Source organism: Streptomyces sp. NPDC102278 (genome assembly GCF_044766345.1).
Classification (GTDB): domain Bacteria; phylum Actinomycetota; class Actinomycetes; order Streptomycetales; family Streptomycetaceae; genus Streptomyces.
This window is the reverse complement of the sequence record NZ_JBIWLV010000027.1, coordinates 40,275-57,366: the sequence shown is the minus strand read 5'-3', so window position 1 is coordinate 57,366 and position 17,092 is coordinate 40,275. Positions and strand designations below refer to the sequence as shown.

Genomic DNA, 17,092 nt, shown 5'->3' with positions numbered 1-17,092 from the left:
ACAGGCCACGGAGGTCCCTCATCATGAGCAGCACTGCATCGTCGTTTCCGGAGCGGATCGAGCTTTCGGGAGAAGGTCTCGTCCTGCGTGACTGGACGGAGACGGACCTGGCGGCGATGCCCGAACTGTTCGATCACCCCGACATCGCGTACTGGACACCGATCGTGTCCCCCTTCGATGACGCCGCAGCCCGCGCCCGCCTGGTCCGGGCCCGGCAGCTGCGGGCGGACGGTACGACGATCCTTCTCGCGATCACCCTCGACGGCGGCGCACCGCTCGGCGAGGTGATGCTGCGGCGTGCCCCCGAGGGGACCGAGGTCGGCTACGCGATCGGACCGGCACACCGCGGCCGGGGACTCGCCGCGCGCGCGGTGCGGGTCATGTCCGCCTACGCCTTCGAGCAACTGGGCACGGAGCAGCTGATCTTGGAGCTGGAGGCCGAGAACACCGCCAGCGTCGGCGTGGCCACCAAGGCCGGGTTTCAACTGCTCGACGTACCGCTGATCACCGGCGAGGAGAAAGGGCGTCCCTACAGCCTGCAGACGTGGGGGCTCACCCGCCCGTAGAGCTTTCCTCCCCGGCCCCCCAGACCCTGTTCGCCCGCCCCCACACCGCCTCCCACCTGCGGTTTCGGTGTCGGAAGATGCGGGTGGGCCGACCTCGGCGCAGACTCGGGTCTTGGAGGTCCAGCGGTGACGTGACGGCTGGGCCCCCACCTCCAGCCGAACGAAGGAAGGTACCCCATGGCTTCCGGATCTGGTCGAATACAGCGACGGTGCACCATCGCCTGTGCGTCTTCCCTGCTGGTACTCGCGGGAACCGTCGGCGCCACCACCGCGGCCACCGCCGCCCCGTCCGCACACTCGGGCGCGCACACCGTGCTCCCGACTGCGAGCGACCCGAGCAAGATCCTCGAAATGGTCAACAAGGCACGCACGGACGCCGGTTGCGCGCCCCTGACGGTTGACCCGAAGATCACGGCGGCAGCGCAGGAGTACGCCGACGACACGACGACCAACCACAAGGGCTCGGACGGATCCAGCATCGCCGACCGGCTGACGAAGGCCGGAGCAACGTTCAACAACCACGCCGAGAACATCGCCTGGGGCAATGTGGACGAGAAGAAGCACGTGGACGGCTGGCTGAACAGCGCCTCCCACGCCGGCGCCATCAAGAACTGCGCCTTCAAGAAGACGGGCGTCGCCGTGGCCGGCGACAGGGTCGTCCAGGTGTTCACGGACTGACCCGCGGAGCGACCCGGTTTCCACCCTGCGCGCCTGAGCGCGCACTGACGCCGTACCGTGACCGCGGTACGGCGTCAGTACGTGGCGCGGGGCGAGGCGGGGCGGGGCGGGGCGGCCGCGAACGCAAAGACGCTCGGCCGGGAGTTCCCGGGCCGAGCGTTTTCGTGCGTTCTCCTGCCTGCCACCGGCTTAGTACCAGTGGTGGGCCTGCCAGAAGTTCCAGGCGCCGACGGGGCTGCCGTAGCGGGAGTTCATGTAGTCCAGCCCCCACTTGATCTGGGTGGCGGGGTTCGTCTTCCAGTCCGAGCCGGCGGAGGACATCTTCGAGGCCGGGAGGGCCTGGACGAGGCCGTAGGCGCCCGAGGAGGAGTTCGTGGCGGTGTGGTTCCAGCCGCTCTCACGGGAAACGATGTTGTTGAAGGCCGCGAACTGCGCCGGGTCCTTGATCATCTGCTGGGCGATCGCCTTGGCGCTCGTCGGGGCCGCCTGGGCGGGCACCGTGGCGAGCATGGAACCGGCGACACCGAGGGCGACGACGGTGCCCGCGAGGGACTTCTTCGAAGCGGCGATGCGGCGGATGACGGAGTTGGACACGGACAGACCTTTCGAAGGGGACAAGGGCGGTCGCCGCACGCCGAGGACGTGCGTGAGCCACTCACGCGGTGGAGAGGGGTTCGTCGGCGGCGGGTGAAGCACCCGTGCCGCCTGGCGACTCATCCAGTTCTACAGACGCCCCGGCGGCCTGGCAACGACCCCTCCTGCTACCCGCCCTCGTAGCCCGGGACCCTGTGACCCCCAGAGACCCGGGGCTTCTCCGCGGTGGAAGCCGGTGAGGGGAATGGGCAGCCTCCTTCGGAGCTACTAGTGCGGCTCGTATGTGACGTGGGTCCTATGGGGCGGCTCACCCTCAGAGCGTCCGAATCTCACCGAATGTCATCATTCGTACACCTTCAAGGGGCCGGGAAGACGCCCCATATCGCCCCACCGCCACCCGGCCCTGCGGCCGGGTGGCGGCCCTGGGCAGGGTGGCGGCCCTGGTGGTGGGTGGGACCGGCTCAGTTGTTCATGTCGTCGTTGAAGCGGTTCGAGCAGTCCTGCTGCTCCTGCTGCGTCTGGGCGCTGTCCAGGCAGGACCGCAGGTCCTTGCCCTCGTCGGAATTGAGGATGGACACGCCGACGGCCACCAGGATCCCCGCGATGACCACGGTCACGGCGCCCAGGACCAGGCCGGTGATGGCCATGCCACGGCCGCCGGCGCCGCCGCGGGCTCTGCGGAGGGCGGCGATGCCCAGGCCGATGGCCACCAGCGCCAGCGGAATGCCCACGAACCACAGCCAGAGCAGCAGCAGGGACGCGATGCCGGTGACCAGGGCGGCCACGGCCAGGCCGCCCCGGCCCGTGGTGGGCGCGGAAGCGGGTGTGTGGTGGGCGTGGGTGTCGTTCGGGGAGTGGTACGCGTCGGACATGGGATGGTCCCTTCCTGGAGTCGGCCGATACACAACTTCTTTACCGAGCAGTGGTGTTCAGGCCGTCTGCCACGGTCCGCCGACCGCAAACCCTCCTTGCCGGATCACTTCACCCGCGCCGGACGGACACGGCCGCGCCCGGTGTGCCCCGTCAGCGGGCGCGGCGGATTCGGATCGGGCCGCGGGCCGTTGCCGGGTCGACGGGCCGGCCCGCCTGGGTGATCTCCACCTCGCCGGCCTCGACCAGCCGCCGGGCCGCGCTGCGGGCGGGTTCCATGAGCGCGCGCCAGCCGTCGTCATCCCCCGCGTACACCGCCCGTGCGGCGTCGGAGGGGCAGATCGTCGCGGTCGGGGCACGGCGTTCGAGCAGTTCCAGGATGGCTCGTTCCAAGCGCCGGTCCGTCTGCCGTTCGTTGTCCGCCACCCTTCCAGTGTCGCGCGGACGAGCACCGCCGCTCATCGGACAACTCACTCGTTGGGAGTATTCGTATCCCTCTGACGTGGGACGGAGGGGAATCGCGGGTCGCGGGGGGTTCCGCTGCCGGTTGACTGGGCGTTCCTTGATGATCTACCGGCAGAGGAGTACGGGGCATGACCGGAGAATCGCGGGATCAGGCCGACCAGGCTCGGCAGGGCGGAGCGGCGCCCTGGAGTCCGTTCGCGGCCCTGGAGGAGGTCGGTCTGCTCGCTCTGGGAGCCGTCGATCTGGCGCTGGACCAGGTACGACAGGCCACGGGCCGGGGCGAGGACGTGGTGCGGCGTTCGGATCTGCGCGAACTCGTCGCCGACGGGGTGAAGGAGTTGCGGGCGCGGGGGGAACTCGCCTCGCGGCGCGTCGTCGCGGCGGACGACGACAACTATCTGGAACTGATGGCACGCCGGGCCGCCGAGCGGCGGGCCCGGGCCGCCAGTACCGGTACGGCACCGAGCACGGGGCCCGCCCATGCATGACGACGTGGCGTTCCGGCGGCGCATCGATGCCCACCTGCGTCGGCTGGTCGACGAGGAGGAGGCCGAGCTGTTACGGCTGTCCGGCGAACTCGGCCCCCTCTGTGACCAGTTGCGCAGCTCTCTGACGCGCGGCAAGCGGATGCGGGCCGCGTTCCTTTACTGGGGCTGGCGGGCCGCGGGCCAGCCGGACTGCGACGGGGTGATCAGGGCCGCCGCGGCCATGGAGTTGGTGCACGCGGCCGCCTGTACCCATGACGACATCATCGACGACAGTCGTATGCGGCACGGCGTGCCCACCGCCCATGCGGCCTTCTCCGAAGGCGGTGCCGGCCGGTGGGGCGGGGCCGGAGCGCGGACCCGGGTCGTACGGCAGGAGCGGTCCGCCGCGCTGGCGATGATGTTGGGCGATCTGTTGATGGGATACGCGGCCCAGGTCTTCGCCACCTGCGGGCTGCCCGGCGCGTATGTGGCGCGGACGGTCCCGTTGTGGTCGACGCTGCTGCGCGAGACGGTCGCGGGCGAGTTCCTGGAGGTCCTGCGGACGGGTTCCGACGCACCCGAGGTTGCCGAGTCGCTGGAAGTCGCGCGGTACAAGACGGCCAAGTACACGGTGGAGCGTCCCCTGCACATGGGGGCCACTCTGGGCGGCGCGCCTCGCCGGGTCATGGCTGCCTTCACCGCGTACGGGCTGCCCCTGGGCGAGGCGTTCCAGTTGCGTGACGACCTGATCGGGACGTTCGGAGACCCCGCCGAGACCGGCAAGTCGAACCTGGACGACCTTCGGGACCGCAAGCCCACCGCGCTGCTCGCCACGACGCTCGCCCTGCTGGACGCGCACGACCGGGCGCTGTTGGAGAAGACCCTGGACAACCCCTCCCTGGACGAGTCCGACGCCGCGCTGGTGCGGCGGCTGATGGACGAATGCGGGGCCCGCCAGTGCGTCGAGGACATGATCTCCGACCGGGTGGCGACGGCCCGGAGCGCGCTGGACTCCGTGGCACTGCCGGTGGACGTACGGATGGCGCTCGGCGCCCTGGCCGGCTCGGCGACCGCACGGACCCTCTGAACAGCCCCGTGGACAATCCGCCGGGCGGGACCGTACCGGCACGAGCAATACGAGGAGCACGACGTGACAACCGAGACCCGGTCGCGCTACACCGACGCGAAGCTCGACCAGCTGCGCGAACAGGGCGATCCCTTCGCCGACGAGACCGTGGCCGCCATGTTCGACCGCGGTGAGGTGCGGGACTTCAACACCCTCATGCGCTTCTTCAGCACCGCGGGCCACAAGCTGCCCGAGGGGCTCCCCCCGTCGGCGGTGTCGTTCCTGGAGGCCACCGGCATGCCGCCCAAGTGGGTGGACTGGGACATCATGGAGCGCGCCCGGCTGTTCTTCATGGACAACGCCGCGCACATCAACACGGGCCTGTCCTTCGCGGCGATGCCCGCGACGTACGCGGTGCCGCGCGTCGCCAAGCTACTGGCCTCGACGCACTCGATGGACTATCCGTCGCGCCGGATGGCGAACACCGGACAGTTCGTCACCTACCTGATGCAGACCAATGCCTTCGAGGAGGGCAGCAAGTTCATCCCGGCCGCCCAGAAGGTCCGGCTGCTGCACGCGGCGGTGCGTCACCACCTCACCAGGTCCGGGCGCTGGGACATCGCGCAGGACGGTGTCCCGCTCTGCCAGGAAGACATGATCGGTGGGCAGATCTGCTTCTCGATCCTCGTCCTGGACGCCATGCACCGCCTCGGCATCCACATGAGCGAAGAGGGAGCAGAGGCCTACTACTACGCCTGGCGGGTCGTGGGCTCCATCCTGGGCTGCGACATGACGGCCACGCCGGACAACCTGACGGAGGCCCGCGCGTTCGCCGACCTGTACCTCAGTCGCAACCTCGGCCCCTCCGAGGACGGGGTCCGGCTCAACAACCAGCTGATGCGGATGTACGAGGACGTGGTTCCCGGCACCCTCTTCGACCCGATCGTCCCCGCCACCATCCGTTTCCTGATCGGCCCCACGATCGCGGACTGGCTGGAGATCCCGCGCGGCCCCTGGGACACGGCGGCGAAGGCCGTGCCCGTCGTCCTCGGTCTGCTGGAGACCGTGGAGGACAGCAGCCCGCTCGGCGAGTGGGCGCTGGACAAGGCCGGCGCCCTGCTCACGACCTTCGAACTCGCCTCGCTCACCCGCGGCCGGGTCATGCAGTACGCCATCCCGGAGGAACTCAAGGGCGAGTACGGCGTACGGTCACAGGCCCCGCGCACCCACCGGTGGGTGCCACCGGCACCCACCCCCGCGTGACGGAGCCGTCCGGCCCCGCACGACCGGGCCGTCCGACCCCCGCCGGCCCCCGCCGCCCGCCGACCGCGCGGCGGCGGGGGTGGCGCGGGGTCGGTCGGGGCGCCCGCTCGGCGGAGCGCATTCAGGTACGCCTCGGACAGCGCCCGAACCACCGGGCGATGTCGTGGACCCTGATCGTTTCTGCATGATCCACTCGCCGGCATGACCACACGCACCAAGCTCGCGCTCGCGACCGCCGTCACCGCCGCCCTGGCCTTCGGCGCCCCCCTCGCCACCGCGTCCCAGTCCCCCGCGGCCCCGGAGCCGACCCCCGCGCCGCTGACCACGGCAGCCGCCAACGGGGTGCCCGGCACCTACATCGTGACGCTCGGGGCGGGCGTGGACGCGGCCAAGCTCACGCAGCGGCTGAAGCTGAAGCCGACGTTCGTCTACGGCAAGGCCATCAACGGCTTCGCCGCCCCGCTCGACAAGCTCCAGCTGGACATCGTCCGGGCGAACCCGGGCGTGAAGGGGGTGGAACAGGACGTCAGGGTGATGGCTCCGCCGCACCCGGTCACCGCGCCGGGCACCCGGGCTCCGTCCAGGTCCTGGGGTCTGGATCGGATCGACCAGCGGGAGTGGGACAAGGCCAACGGCCGGGGCGACGGCCAGTTCACCCCCCAGGGCAACGGCGCCGGGGTGACCGCGTACATCCTCGACACCGGCATCGACTACGCCCACGACGAGTTCGGCGGCCGGGCCGCCTTCGGCTTCGACGCGGTCGGCGACGGCCGTCAGGGCCAGGACTGCAACGGTCACGGCACGCACGTGGCCGGGACCGTCGCCGGCAAGACGTACGGGGTGGCGCGCAAGGCCGACCTCGTCAGCGTCCGTGTCCTCGATTGCGACGGCCGGGGCTCGTACTCGGGGATGATCGCCGGACTGGATTGGGTGCTGCGCAACGCCAAGCAGCCGGCCGTGCTGAACGGCTCCCTCGGCGGGGACAGGTCCGCGACCCTCAACAACGCCGCCACCGCGCTGTCCGACGCGGGCGTCCTCCCCGTCATCGCGGCCGGCAACGACTCCAAGGACGCCTGCCAGGTCTCCCCGGCCTCCGCCGACCGCGTGTACACGGTCGGGGCGTCCAACCGGTGGGACGAGGAGACCTCCTTCTCCAACTACGGCACGTGCCTGGAGATCTACGCACCTGGCGAGGACATCGTCTCGGCGAAGCTCGGTGGTGGCACGGTCTCCCTGAACGGCACCTCCATGGCCTCCCCGCACGCCGCCGGCGTCGCCGCGCTCTACAAGCAGGCACACCCGGCCGCGCCGGCCGCGGAGGTGGCCGAGTTCCTGTCCGCCGAGTCCACCAAGGACGTTCTGAGCGCCGTCAGCAAGAGCAGCCCCAACGAGCTGCTCTTCACGAACGGTCTGTAGTCCCCTCCTCCACCGGCGTCCCGACGGCCTCGCCGTCCCGCTCGACGGTCATGACGTCGGGGCGCGCCCGCAGTGCCGCCAGCTGCCGCCGGTCCAGGTCGGCGGTGAAGCCGCGCACCGCGCTGCGGTAGACGTACCGGGCGTCCGTGACGCCGGTCTCGCGCATGACCCGCTCGGGATCGGCGCCGGGAGCGAGGGTGACGATGTACGCCGTGCGCTCCCCCGTCTCCTGGACGCCGTGGTGGGCGTACGCGGCGGGCGCCAGCGCGACGGGAGCGGCGAGCAGCAGGGCGGCGGCCAGGGCGGGACGCAGGATCACAGACGAACGGCGCACGGGGAACTCCTGGGTGAGGGGACGACTGCCACCCCCTCCTTCGGCCACCGCGCCCCTCGCCTTGAACATCCGCCCGCGTCACCCGTACCGGGCCGGCGTGTCGCCGGAGGCTCCCGGCCACCCGACCGGTCAGGGCGATCAGGGCTTCTGGGGTTGCCTCAGCCCCTGGAGGAGCAGGTCGATCAAGCGGCGAGGGTCGTAGCGCGGGTCGCTGTCGCGTCCGATGCAGAGGTTGCCGATGCCCCGCATCAACTCGTAGGGCCGCGTACCGGGCCTGATGTCACCCGCTTCGACGGCGGCGTCGAGCAGTTCGGCGCAGACGGGCATCAGGCGGGCGAGGAAGTAGGTGTGCAGCGCTGCGAAGCGATTGCTGTCGGACTGCAGGGCGTCGGCGAGCCCGTGCTTGGTGACGAGAAAGTCGACGAAGAGGTCGATCCACTGGCGCAGTGCGGCCAGCGGGGTATCGGCGGTGGCCAGCAGGTGGGGGCCGGCCTCGGCGCACGCCTCGATCTGGTGGCGGTAGACGGCGGTGACGAGATCCGCCCGGGTCGGGAAGTGGCGGTAGATCGTGGCCATCCCGACGCCCGCCCGGGCGGCGATCTGGCGGATCGGCGCGTCGACGCCGGAGGTGACGAACACCTCGGCGGCGGCGCCGAGCACCGCCTCCTGGTTGCGCAGCGCATCGGCCCGTTTGCTGCGGGGCGGCGTCTTCTCAACGGGGCTCTGGGGGGGCATCACGCTCTCCTTCCGCTTGACAAAACGGAGCAGCGCTCCGCATATTAATCGGAGCAGTGCTCCGTTTCAGGATAGCCCAAGCGGGCCGCCGCCAGGCACGGCCGCGGCCGCCTCGCCCTGCCCCGGTCTCCTCGATCCGGCGTCGGTCCGGCCTTGGTCCGGCCCCGGTCCGGCCTCGGTCCGAGGAGACCGGCGCCAACAGTCGGCATGGCCTCTCAGAAGGGAACCTCGCATCATGAGCGCATCCACCGTCACCACCGAAACGTTGTGCCCGCCCGCCCCGGTCCTGTCGTACAGCCCGGTGGTGCTACGCGTATCCGGGCGCCCCGTGGACCTCCAGGTCCGCGTCACCGCACCCGTGTCGGGGACGGGTCTTCCCGTCATCCTCCTGTCCCACGGTCACGGAGGCTCGAACTTCCTCTCCTCCCTGTACGGCTACGCACCGATCGCCAACCTCTGGGCGGCGGCCGGGTTCGTCGTCATCCAGCCCACTCACCTCAGCTCCCGGACGCTGGGCGACCGGCTCGCCGACGCCCCGGGAGCCCCGTTCTTCTGGCGCTCTCGAGCCCGGGACATGACGCACATCCTCGACCGGCTCGACACGATCGAGGACACGGTGCCGCGGTTGGCCGGCCGGATCGACCACGACAAGATCGCCGTCGCCGGACACTCCCTCGGCGGATGGACCGCCGGTCTCCTGCTCGGCGCCCGGATCACCGACCCCGACACCGGGGAAGTGGTGAACCTGATCGAGCCCCGGATCAAGGCGGGGGTGCTGCTGGCCGCGCCCGGCAGGGGCGGCGACATCCTCAACGGGTTCATGGCCGAGCGGGTGTCGATCCTCCACGGCACCGACTTCTCCACCATGACCACACCCGCCCTGGTCGTCGCCGGCGACAAGGACGACTCCCGGCACTTCACCGACATCGGCCCCGACTGGCACGCGGACCCCTACCACCTCTCCCCCGCGCCCAAGAGCCTGCTCACCCTGTTCGACGCGGAGCACGGACTCGGCGGGATCGCCGGATACGACGCCGACGAAACCACCGACGAGAACCCCGAACGGGTCGCCGCCCTGGCACGCCTCACCTCGGCGTACCTGCACAGCCGGTTCCAGCCCGGCAACCACGACTGGCAGACGGAGTGCGAGGCGCTGACGACCGGCCCCCGCCCGGTCGGCCGAGCCGAGTCCAAGTAGCCGACCGCGTGGAGACGGCGGCAGGGAGGCACACGAGCGTCCCACCCGCCCACCATCGGGGCCCTGCGGCCCTGATCGCGCGAACCTCGACCCCACGAACGGCCCGGCATCGACCGGGCGGACCACCGGGCCGCAGTGGCTTCCTCGCCGGCCGACCTCGCCTCGTACGTCGAAGGGGCCGGATGAAACCGAGACGCCTGCTCCGAGGCATCGGAGCAGGCGGGACGGCGAACGGCGGTGGGCGGCCGGGCCTTATCGGTCCCGGCCGGTTGTTTCCCTCGGGTCAGACGGCCACGGGGGTACCGAGCATCGCGGACGCCTGCTGGAGCGGGCTGAGGGCGGCGCGGGCGGGCCTGGCGGCCGGGGGAAGGTCGCGGCAGGTGAAGCCGAGCTGGGCCATGGCGCGGAGGACTTCGCCGGTGCTGAAGTCACGGCGGTCCTGGCGGGTGATGACCTGGCCGACCTGCTTGGCGGGGTAGGTGCGGCGGCCGATGATCACGGATTCGGCGGTGATCTGTTCGGGCTTGACGCCCTTCATCGTTTCCAGGACGCCGCTCTTGGTGAGGTCGAACGGGAAACGGGCGATGACGCAGCGCATGATGCCTCACAGGGAGAGGGGGGACGGGATGCGGTGGTACCGGGTGAGGCGGTTCAGCGTGCGAGGGCGAAGCCGCCCGCAGCGGCGCCCTGTTCCCCGGCGACGGGCAGGGCGTCGGGCCGGCCGGGGCGCGGCGCGTACGCGGGCCCGGGCACCGGTTCGGGCGCCGTGGCCACGGGCGCGTCGAGCGGCCCGCGGTCACCGGGGATGTCGCGCAGCCGGACCAGGTCCGTGTAGGCGGAGCTGTCTCGGAAGGCCGTGAGGCCGGACCGGGTGACCGTGCCCGCGCACTGGCCGTCCTGGTCGCGGACGAGGAGGTGACTCGCGCGGGCGCCGGCCATGACGGACAGGGCCACCTCGACGGTCATGTCGTCGCCGACCTGGAGGGCGTCCGCGTCAGCGATATCGACCGTCGTCGGGTGCGCGGGGTTGGTCCTCGACTGGTGGGGCCGCATCTGAACGAGCGTCAAAAGGTACCTCCTGCAGAGATGGGTCAGCTTCCTCATGGCGATGTTCTAGGCCGCCGCATCGAAGGAGGAGGGCTGTCGCACGTTCGCGCGGCGGGCCGCCGCGGGCATGGCGGGCCTGCGCCTGCGGCGGGCGGCGGTGCCCTTGGACCGCTCGACCACCGGAGCGGTGATCGTCACGGGGATGCCGGAGGGGGCCTGGGCGCCGGTGATCCGGTGCAGTTCGGCCTCGCCCGAGCGGACCTGGGTGGTCTGGGGCACGATGCCGGCGGCGGCCATGAGCCGGGTCATCTCGCGGCGCTGGTTGGGGGTGACCAGGGTGACGACGCTGCCGGACTCGCCCGCGCGGGCGGTACGGCCGCCACGGTGGAGGTAGTCCTTGTGGTCGGTCGGCGGGTCCACGTTCACCACGAGGTCGAGGTTGTCGACGTGGATGCCGCGGGCGGCCACGTTCGTGGCGACGAGCACGGTGACGTGCCCGGTCTTGAACTGGGCGAGGGTCCTGGTGCGTTGGGGCTGCGACTTCCCGCCGTGCAGGGCGGCGGCGCGGACTCCGCTGTTGAGGAGGTCCAGGGTCAGGCGGTCCACGGCGTGCTTGGTGTCGAGGAACATGATCACTCGGCCTTCGCGGGCCGCGATCTCCGTGGCCGTCCGCTGCTTGTCGGCGCCGTGTACGTGCAGGACGTGGTGCTCCATCGTGGTGACCGCCCCGGCGGACGGGTCCACGGAGTGCACGACCGGGTCGGTGAGGTAGCGGCGCACCAGGAGGTCGACGTTGCGGTCGAGGGTGGCGGAGAAGAGCATCCGCTGGCCTTCGGGGCGGACTTGGTCCAGGAGGGCGGTGACTTGGGGCATGAAGCCCATGTCGGCCATCTGGTCGGCCTCGTCCAGGACCGTGATCCCGACCTGGTTCAGCCGGCAGTCGCCACGGTCGATGAGGTCCTTGAGGCGTCCCGGCGTCGCGACGACCACCTCGACGCCGTTGCGCAGGGCTGCGGCCTGGCGGCCGATCGACATACCGCCGACGACCGTGGTCAGGCGCAACCTCACCGAGCGGGCGTAGGGCGTGAGGGCGTCGGTGACCTGCTGGGCGAGCTCGCGGGTGGGAACCAGGACCAGGGCCAGGGGCTGGTGGGGCTCGGCGCGCTGCCCGGCGGTGCGGGCCAGCAGGGCCAGGCCGAAGGCCAGGGTCTTGCCCGAGCCGGTGCGTCCTCGGCCGAGCGCGTCGCGGCCGGCGAGGGTGTTGGGCAGGGTCGCGCCCTGGATCGGGAAGGGAACGCTCAGGCCCTGCGCGGTGAGCGCGGCCAGCAGTTCCCCGGGCATGTCGAGGTCCGCGAACGCATCCACGGCGGGAAGCCCCGGGGTGATCGTCTTCGGCAGGGCGAACTCGCCCTGGAGGGAGGCGGGCCGCCGGCCGTATCCACCCGAACGGCTCGGGGCGGACGAACGGCTCGGGGAGGACGAACCGAAGCGGCTGCCCCGGCCCGAGCCGGCCGCCGAGCTGTAGGCGGTGCTGCCGCTACGGCCGCGAGTGCGAGGGGAGCGGTCGTTCGTACGTGTGGGGTTCATCGAGAACCTTCCTTGACATAGCGCGTATCAAGGAATTCCCGCGGCGGAAGAGCAGCACGGGAAAACACGAGAACGAGCCGGATGGAATGCGAAAGCGTCTGAATACAAACAAAAACAACTGCGGGCACGAACGCCGAGACGGGCGGTGCCGGGCGACTCCCCTGGAGGCGAAATCCGGGCCGCGGCTCGGGGAGGGAGCGCGTCGGCCGAAGTGTTTGTGCCGGTGCCGGGAAAAGGTCCGCCCTGGCCGCCGGACTCCACGGATACCGAGGTCGCGGCGCGAGCGGGAAGTGCGGGGGCGGAACACCGCGGGAGATGTCCGCAGCTGGGGCCGGCACCCCGAGGGATGCGGGTCCCAGCTACGAAGTGCGTGTCGGCGTCAGGCGGGAACGATGTTCTCCGCCAGCGGACCCTTCGGGCCCTGCGCGATGTCGTAGGTGACCTTCTGGCCTTCGAGCAGTTCACTGATGCCCGGAGTGGTGATGTGCGCGAAGTGGGCGTATAGGTCGGCGCCGCCGGCATCCTGCTCGATGAACCCGAACCCTCTTGCCGCGTTGAACCACTTCACAGTGCCAGACGCCATGTCGAGTCTCCCTTGGGGCAGTACGCCGGGACCCGCGATGTGCGGATGCCGGGTCGCCGCGATGATGCCCCGCCGGGAAAGGACCGGAAATAAGCAAGGCTTCCAGCGGCGAAAAAGCCGGTGGAACCGCTTGAAGTTTTGGGAACCACAACTGCAACTGAGATCGACAGTAGCACGCCGTAGCGGCTCGAGTGCGTTGAATAATTCCGCTCGGGCTGTTACCGCACATACCTTCCGCGCGGCGGACATTAAACCCTCATGCCGCCGTCACAGGTATTGCCGTATCCCGGTCCGTGTTCCGGGTGGCCGCTGCCGCTCGCGGACCGCGGAATCCGGGGCCCGCGTTCACCGACCGGACCGGCACGCCCGTACGAAGGGGGCGCGAAGGAAAACGGGTGCGGTCCCGAGTCCGCCGCCCCGCCCATCGCGCAGGCGGGATGGTCGTCGTCATCCACTCGGCCGTACGAATCGCCTGGTGTCCTCGCGCCGCTCTGCCAAACGCGTCGAGGGGCCTTGGTGCCGTACGGCACCAAGGCCCCGAAGGGACTGCCACACCATCTGCCGGCGCTAGTGATGTGCCGGCCTTCTGTTTCCACAGATCCGACGGACCTGCCGTCCGGACTGCGGGGATCGCGGTTGCTTGACCGGAGACCACCTCACTCACGATGTCCTGCGGTACCCGGACTCAAGACTTCCGCCCGGGCGATCCTGATGGCGACCAATCCCTCCGTTCTTCCCTCTGGGAACTCTCACTCACCCAACGGAACCGCGTTACCGCGGCACCGCGTTACTGCGCACTGCGACTACGTGTCCTGCCGCCCGGCAGTTCTTCCCTGCCGGGCCCCGCAGATCTCGCTCATCTCGGCTACGGGGGAAACCATAGCCACACTGACACCCGATGTCTACTACCGTCGGCATAGATTTATGGGTGTTCGGAGGTCAGGCAATCGAACTCGAACAGCTATGTCGGCGCCCTCCGTGCGGAGTCGAAGGCGGCGGCGCACCCGCGCACGGCCACTTCGCCCGTGGTCTGCGCCTGACACCGGTCGCCGGCGGGCCTGACCGGCTTCTACGCTGTGCCGCATGGAGTCCTACACCATGGGTCAGGCGTCCGAACCGCCGCGCGTGGCCAACCCCGTCGACACGGTCCGGCGTTGGACGGACGCCGACCGGTTCCCCACCCACCGCGAGGGCAACCGCCGCATGGCTCGGCCTACGTGACCGACACTGACGCCGCGGGCAAGACGCGCTTCCTCGTCCTGCACGACTACGGCATGGGCGCATTGTGGTGGTGGATCCATGCGAGGTCGCCCCGGGAAATCGTCGAGACGTTCGCCGAGGTCGAGGTCATCGACCGTTCGGACACGGTCGACCGGGCAGAGACGTGGAACCTGAACGCGATCGACATCGACGCACCGACCCTGCCCGACGGCCTGGACTCCCTGAGGACTCAGCGCCGTGCTCAGCGCGACCGGCCCGGCTTCGGCGCCCTGGCCGACCGAAGTGTCGTGTACCTGCGGCGCCGGTGGGACGGCGAGGACGGCGTCGGTCCGGCGGACTATCTGATGGAGGTCGGGTCAGACGGGCGCCGGCTTCGTCAAGTGGAGCTCGGCGGCGACGGGACCGCCGTCAAGAGCGGTCCGGACGATTGGGCGTACAACCCTCCCGTCGTGGACTTCTTCGACCCCGACCTTGCGGGCATGGAGATCGGCCGGGACGAGTTCGAGGCGCAATGGCTCCGCGCTCATCACATGGACACCGGTCAGTAGCTCCCCACCGGCTACTGGGCGCTCGCGGTGGGTCGGACGATCATCTCGTTCACGTCCACGCCGGGGGGCTGGGAAAGGGCGTAGGCGATGGCGTCCGCGATGGCCGAGGCGGGCAGCGCGACGGCGCGGTAGGCCTTCATGGCCTCGCGGGCCGCCGGGTCGGAGATGCTGTCGGCGAGCTCGGACTCGGTCACCCCCGGCGAGACCAACGTGACCCTGAGGTCCCCGCCGGACTCCTGACGCAGTCCCTCCGAGATCGCGCGGACGGCGAACTTGGTGGCGCAGTACACGGCGGCGGTGGGCGAGACCTCGTACGCGCCGACGGAGGCGATGTTGACGATGTGGCCGGCGCCCTGTGCGCGCATCGCCGGCAGGGCGGCGGCGATTCCGTGGAGGACCCCGCGCACGTTGACGTCGATCATGCGGTCCCACTCCTCGGTCTTCAGCGCTTCCAGTGGAGACAGGGGCATCACGCCCGCGTTGTTCACGAGGACGTCGATGCGGCCGAACTCGGCGCGCGCGGCGTCGACGAACGCCCGCACGTCCTGGGCGTCGGTGACGTCCAGCGCGCGGAAGGCGGCGGTCCCGCCCTCGGCGACGATCTGCTCCACGAGGCCTTCCAGCCGGTCGGTGCGGCGTGCGCCGAGGAGCACCCGGTGCCCGTCGGCGGCGAGTCGGCGGGCGGTCGCCTCGCCGATGCCGCTGCTCGCGCCGGTGATCGCCACGACTTTGCCTGTCTGCGTCATGCTCGGTTCTCCTTGTGGGGGCGAAGTGCCAGTCGTTGGTGGTGGGACACGTCGTCGGGGACGTCGCCCGGAGCGTGTTCGCCCTCCGGAGTCTGGGGCGCGGACGCAGGAGCAGCCAGGGCAGGTCGTGCCGGGGTACGACGCACCCAGGCACACCACCGCAACGCCCCCTAGCCTGTCGGGGTGACCAGCAACGATCTCGGAGACTTCCTGCGCGCACACCGCGCACGCCTACGGCCCGGCGACGTGGGGCTGGCCTCCCACGGCCGGCGCCGGGTGGCGGGACTGCGACGCGAGGAGGTCGCCGTCCTGGCCGGAATGAACACCGATTACTACGCACGCCTGGAGCAGGGCCGCGAGCGCAGCCCTTCCGCGCAGATCCTCGAGGTGATCGGCGACGCCCTGTGCATGGACGTCGAGGCGCGGGAGCACCTGTACCGGCTCGCGGGTGCCGTGCCGGACGGCCATCGGGCGCCGCCGAGGGAGACCGCCGCAGTGATGCTGAGGCAACTGCTGGACGGATTCACCGGCACCCCCGCGTTCGTCCTGAATCCGGCAACGGACTTCCTGGCGGCGAACGCCCTGGCCGACGCCCTGTTCTCCCCGTTCCGAGAAGTGGACAACCTGGCCCGGATGATCTTCCTTGATCCGGCGGCCCGAGCCTTCTTCACGCACTGGGACCGGGCGGCCGAGGCGGTCGTGGCCGGCCTGCGCCAGGCAACCGGCGTCGACCCGCGCTACCCGCGCCTGCCGGAGCTGGTGGGCTTCCTCGGCGAGGCGAGCGAGGAGTTCGCGGCGCTCTGGTCCTCGCACACCGTCTACGGCAAGTCCCGCGACGCCAAGGACCTCGTCCACCCCGAGGTCGGGCCGCTGTCCCTCACCTACCACGCCTTCGACGTCCGGGGAGCCGTCGGCCAGCAGGTCGTGATCTACCACGCCGAACCGGAGAGCCCCAGTGCCCAGGCCCTTTCCCTGCTCGGCAGCCTCGGGGCCACGCGGCGGCGGGAGTCCTCGGCGGAGCGGTAGTACGTGCCTGTGCCCCCGGTGCGGGTCGCGTCGGGGTCAGGGTCTGGGTCTGGGTCCGGGTCTGGGTCAGGACAGTCGGCAGGTGTGGAAGCGGCCGGAGCGGATGTGCCCGAAGGACGCCGCGAGTTGCTCGACGCCCTGGCCGGGAGCGACGGTCAGGCTCCGTCCCGTGTAGCCGGCCTGGTTGTACACGGTGACGCACCGACCCCAGGGGGCGCCTTCGACCCGCCAGGTACCGGCGCCGTTCCACACCGAAGCTCCGTCGTTGAAGCCGACGTAGGCGGTGGTCTCCGGATACCGCGGCATGTCCAGTGCGACCAGGCTCACCACACCGGTGTACGCGGGTCCGGTCCAGCCGCACACCCAGCCCGGGGTGCACCGTTCGGCGGGGACGAGCAAGCCGTCGGCCCCGGCCCGCGTCGCGGGGGCGAGCGCCAGAACGAGGCACGCGGCGCCGAGAACCCGGGACACGCCGATCCGGCGCCCGGCTCCCCGGCGCCCGGCCCGTCGAGGTGCGGCCACGGCAGTCGCGGTCACGGGAGGTGTGCTCACGGTGATCACTCCGCTCTGTCGGCCACCACCGCGCTCCGTCCGGCCGGTCGTCGGCTGGGGGCGGGTGCTCACTCCATCGCACCTCCCCTCCGGGCGGACCGCACCCCGGACGCGCCGCGCCGCACTGTGG

At 70.9% G+C, this 17,092-nt stretch carries 21 protein-coding genes; 10 read left to right on the top strand and 11 right to left on the bottom strand.

Annotation, left to right across the window (positions count from 1 at the left end):
• Positions 1-23 precede the first annotated feature (23 nt).
• The gene (locus ACIRO3_RS35030; RefSeq protein ID WP_361783319.1) at positions 24-566 is read left to right on the top strand and encodes a GNAT family N-acetyltransferase; all 543 of its coding nucleotides are present in this window, start codon (positions 24-26) and stop codon (positions 564-566) included.
• A gap of 177 nt (positions 567-743) precedes the next feature.
• Complete coding sequence (locus ACIRO3_RS35025; protein WP_361783322.1) at positions 744-1,244, top strand: CAP domain-containing protein; 501 nt, start codon at positions 744-746, stop codon at positions 1,242-1,244.
• A 189-nt stretch (positions 1,245-1,433) separates the two neighbouring features.
• On the opposite strand, the gene ACIRO3_RS35020 is transcribed toward ACIRO3_RS35025, so the two are convergent.
• The 3 genes from ACIRO3_RS35020 to ACIRO3_RS35010 all read right to left on the bottom strand — a co-directional run bounded on the left by ACIRO3_RS35020 (position 1,434) and on the right by ACIRO3_RS35010 (position 3,170).
• Positions 1,434-1,838 (bottom strand): transglycosylase SLT domain-containing protein, encoded by a 405-nt coding sequence (locus ACIRO3_RS35020; protein WP_267829311.1) that lies wholly within the window; start codon positions 1,836-1,838, stop codon positions 1,434-1,436.
• Positions 1,839-2,299: 461 nt separating this feature from the next.
• Positions 2,300-2,710 (bottom strand): DUF4190 domain-containing protein, encoded by a 411-nt coding sequence (locus ACIRO3_RS35015; RefSeq protein ID WP_404143578.1) that lies wholly within the window; start codon positions 2,708-2,710, stop codon positions 2,300-2,302.
• A 151-nt stretch (positions 2,711-2,861) separates the two neighbouring features.
• Complete coding sequence (locus tag ACIRO3_RS35010) at positions 2,862-3,170, bottom strand: DUF3253 domain-containing protein (RefSeq protein ID WP_404143576.1); 309 nt, start codon at positions 3,168-3,170, stop codon at positions 2,862-2,864.
• A gap of 131 nt (positions 3,171-3,301) precedes the next feature.
• On the opposite strand from ACIRO3_RS35010, the gene ACIRO3_RS35005 reads away from it, so the two are divergent.
• The 4 genes from ACIRO3_RS35005 to ACIRO3_RS34990 all read left to right on the top strand — a co-directional run bounded on the left by ACIRO3_RS35005 (position 3,302) and on the right by ACIRO3_RS34990 (position 7,385).
• Complete coding sequence (locus ACIRO3_RS35005; protein WP_361783334.1) at positions 3,302-3,661, top strand: hypothetical protein; 360 nt, start codon at positions 3,302-3,304, stop codon at positions 3,659-3,661.
• Complete coding sequence (locus tag ACIRO3_RS35000; protein WP_404143574.1) at positions 3,654-4,727, top strand: polyprenyl synthetase family protein; 1,074 nt, start codon at positions 3,654-3,656, stop codon at positions 4,725-4,727. Before ACIRO3_RS35005 ends, ACIRO3_RS35000 begins: the two co-directional genes overlap by 8 nt.
• A gap of 63 nt (positions 4,728-4,790) precedes the next feature.
• The gene (locus ACIRO3_RS34995) at positions 4,791-5,969 is read left to right on the top strand and encodes an oxygenase MpaB family protein (RefSeq protein ID WP_404143572.1); all 1,179 of its coding nucleotides are present in this window, start codon (positions 4,791-4,793) and stop codon (positions 5,967-5,969) included.
• A gap of 201 nt (positions 5,970-6,170) precedes the next feature.
• Positions 6,171-7,385 (top strand): S8 family peptidase, encoded by a 1,215-nt coding sequence (locus ACIRO3_RS34990; protein WP_404143570.1) that lies wholly within the window; start codon positions 6,171-6,173, stop codon positions 7,383-7,385.
• Here the strand turns inward: ACIRO3_RS34990 and ACIRO3_RS34985 are convergent.
• Entirely contained in the window at positions 7,369-7,719 is a 351-nt protein-coding gene (locus tag ACIRO3_RS34985) for a protease inhibitor I9 family protein (protein WP_404143569.1), read from the bottom strand. The genes ACIRO3_RS34990 and ACIRO3_RS34985 overlap by 17 nt on opposite strands.
• Positions 7,720-7,857: 138 nt before the next feature.
• Entirely contained in the window at positions 7,858-8,454 is a 597-nt protein-coding gene (locus ACIRO3_RS34980; protein ID WP_404143567.1) for a TetR/AcrR family transcriptional regulator, read from the bottom strand.
• A gap of 235 nt (positions 8,455-8,689) precedes the next feature.
• Here ACIRO3_RS34980 and ACIRO3_RS34975 point away from each other — a divergent pair, with 235 nt between their 5' ends.
• A complete protein-coding gene (locus tag ACIRO3_RS34975) occupies positions 8,690-9,652 on the top strand; it encodes an alpha/beta hydrolase family protein (protein ID WP_404143566.1) in 963 nt (320 codons plus the stop codon).
• Between the two features lie 283 nt (positions 9,653-9,935).
• On the opposite strand, the gene ACIRO3_RS34970 is transcribed toward ACIRO3_RS34975, so the two are convergent.
• From ACIRO3_RS34970 to ACIRO3_RS34955, 4 genes are all read right to left on the bottom strand, one after another.
• The gene (locus ACIRO3_RS34970; RefSeq protein WP_404143564.1) at positions 9,936-10,250 is read right to left on the bottom strand and encodes an SCO5918 family protein; all 315 of its coding nucleotides are present in this window, start codon (positions 10,248-10,250) and stop codon (positions 9,936-9,938) included.
• A 53-nt stretch (positions 10,251-10,303) separates the two neighbouring features.
• Positions 10,304-10,720, bottom strand: a complete 417-nt coding sequence (locus tag ACIRO3_RS34965; protein ID WP_404143562.1) for a CBS domain-containing protein — start codon at positions 10,718-10,720, stop codon at positions 10,304-10,306.
• Positions 10,721-10,765: 45 nt separating this feature from the next.
• Positions 10,766-12,286, bottom strand: a complete 1,521-nt coding sequence (locus tag ACIRO3_RS34960; RefSeq protein WP_404143561.1) for a DEAD/DEAH box helicase — start codon at positions 12,284-12,286, stop codon at positions 10,766-10,768.
• Positions 12,287-12,665: 379 nt separating this feature from the next.
• Entirely contained in the window at positions 12,666-12,869 is a 204-nt protein-coding gene (locus tag ACIRO3_RS34955; RefSeq protein ID WP_366001592.1) for a cold-shock protein, read from the bottom strand.
• Positions 12,870-13,952: 1,083 nt separating this feature from the next.
• Between ACIRO3_RS34955 and ACIRO3_RS34950 the strand changes: the two genes are divergently transcribed.
• Both ACIRO3_RS34950 and ACIRO3_RS34945 read left to right on the top strand, forming a co-directional pair.
• Entirely contained in the window at positions 13,953-14,090 is a 138-nt protein-coding gene (locus tag ACIRO3_RS34950; RefSeq protein WP_404143559.1) for a hypothetical protein, read from the top strand.
• Positions 14,087-14,638 (top strand): hypothetical protein, encoded by a 552-nt coding sequence (locus tag ACIRO3_RS34945; RefSeq protein WP_404143557.1) that lies wholly within the window; start codon positions 14,087-14,089, stop codon positions 14,636-14,638. Before ACIRO3_RS34950 ends, ACIRO3_RS34945 begins: the two co-directional genes overlap by 4 nt.
• A gap of 11 nt (positions 14,639-14,649) precedes the next feature.
• Here the strand turns inward: ACIRO3_RS34945 and ACIRO3_RS34940 are convergent, their stop codons facing one another.
• Positions 14,650-15,384: an SDR family oxidoreductase gene (locus ACIRO3_RS34940; protein ID WP_404143556.1), complete on the bottom strand. Its 735-nt coding sequence runs from the start codon at positions 15,382-15,384 to the stop codon at positions 14,650-14,652.
• 183 nt (positions 15,385-15,567) lie between these two features.
• Between ACIRO3_RS34940 and ACIRO3_RS34935 the strand changes: the two genes are divergently transcribed.
• On the top strand, positions 15,568-16,410 hold the full coding sequence (locus ACIRO3_RS34935; RefSeq protein ID WP_404143554.1) for a helix-turn-helix transcriptional regulator: 843 nt from the start codon (positions 15,568-15,570) through the stop codon (positions 16,408-16,410).
• A gap of 66 nt (positions 16,411-16,476) precedes the next feature.
• On the opposite strand, the gene ACIRO3_RS34930 is transcribed toward ACIRO3_RS34935, so the two are convergent.
• Entirely contained in the window at positions 16,477-16,962 is a 486-nt protein-coding gene (locus tag ACIRO3_RS34930) for a peptidase inhibitor family I36 protein (RefSeq protein ID WP_404143552.1), read from the bottom strand.
• Between the last annotated feature and the right edge of the window lie 130 nt (positions 16,963-17,092).

Bases quoted from the DNA above. Each gene is read 5' to 3' on its own strand.
- ACIRO3_RS35025 (WP_361783322.1), top strand. From the start codon at position 744: ATGGCTTCCGGATCTGGTCGAATACAGCGACGGTGCACCATCGCCTGT.
- ACIRO3_RS34960 (WP_404143561.1), bottom strand. From the start codon at position 12,286: ATGAACCCCACACGTACGAACGACCGCTCCCCTCGCACTCGCGGCCGT.
- ACIRO3_RS34980 (WP_404143567.1), bottom strand. From the start codon at position 8,454: ATGCCCCCCCAGAGCCCCGTTGAGAAGACGCCGCCCCGCAGCAAACGG.
- ACIRO3_RS35000 (WP_404143574.1), top strand. From the start codon at position 3,654: ATGCATGACGACGTGGCGTTCCGGCGGCGCATCGATGCCCACCTGCGT.
- ACIRO3_RS35005 (WP_361783334.1), top strand. From the start codon at position 3,302: ATGACCGGAGAATCGCGGGATCAGGCCGACCAGGCTCGGCAGGGCGGA.
- ACIRO3_RS35010 (WP_404143576.1), bottom strand. From the start codon at position 3,170: ATGAGCGGCGGTGCTCGTCCGCGCGACACTGGAAGGGTGGCGGACAAC.
- ACIRO3_RS35015 (WP_404143578.1), bottom strand. From the start codon at position 2,710: ATGTCCGACGCGTACCACTCCCCGAACGACACCCACGCCCACCACACA.
- ACIRO3_RS34940 (WP_404143556.1), bottom strand. From the start codon at position 15,384: ATGACGCAGACAGGCAAAGTCGTGGCGATCACCGGCGCGAGCAGCGGC.
- ACIRO3_RS34950 (WP_404143559.1), top strand. From the start codon at position 13,953: ATGGAGTCCTACACCATGGGTCAGGCGTCCGAACCGCCGCGCGTGGCC.
- ACIRO3_RS34955 (WP_366001592.1), bottom strand. From the start codon at position 12,869: ATGGCGTCTGGCACTGTGAAGTGGTTCAACGCGGCAAGAGGGTTCGGG.
- ACIRO3_RS34975 (WP_404143566.1), top strand. From the start codon at position 8,690: ATGAGCGCATCCACCGTCACCACCGAAACGTTGTGCCCGCCCGCCCCG.
- ACIRO3_RS34990 (WP_404143570.1), top strand. From the start codon at position 6,171: ATGACCACACGCACCAAGCTCGCGCTCGCGACCGCCGTCACCGCCGCC.
- ACIRO3_RS35030 (WP_361783319.1), top strand. From the start codon at position 24: ATGAGCAGCACTGCATCGTCGTTTCCGGAGCGGATCGAGCTTTCGGGA.
- ACIRO3_RS34970 (WP_404143564.1), bottom strand. From the start codon at position 10,250: ATGCGCTGCGTCATCGCCCGTTTCCCGTTCGACCTCACCAAGAGCGGC.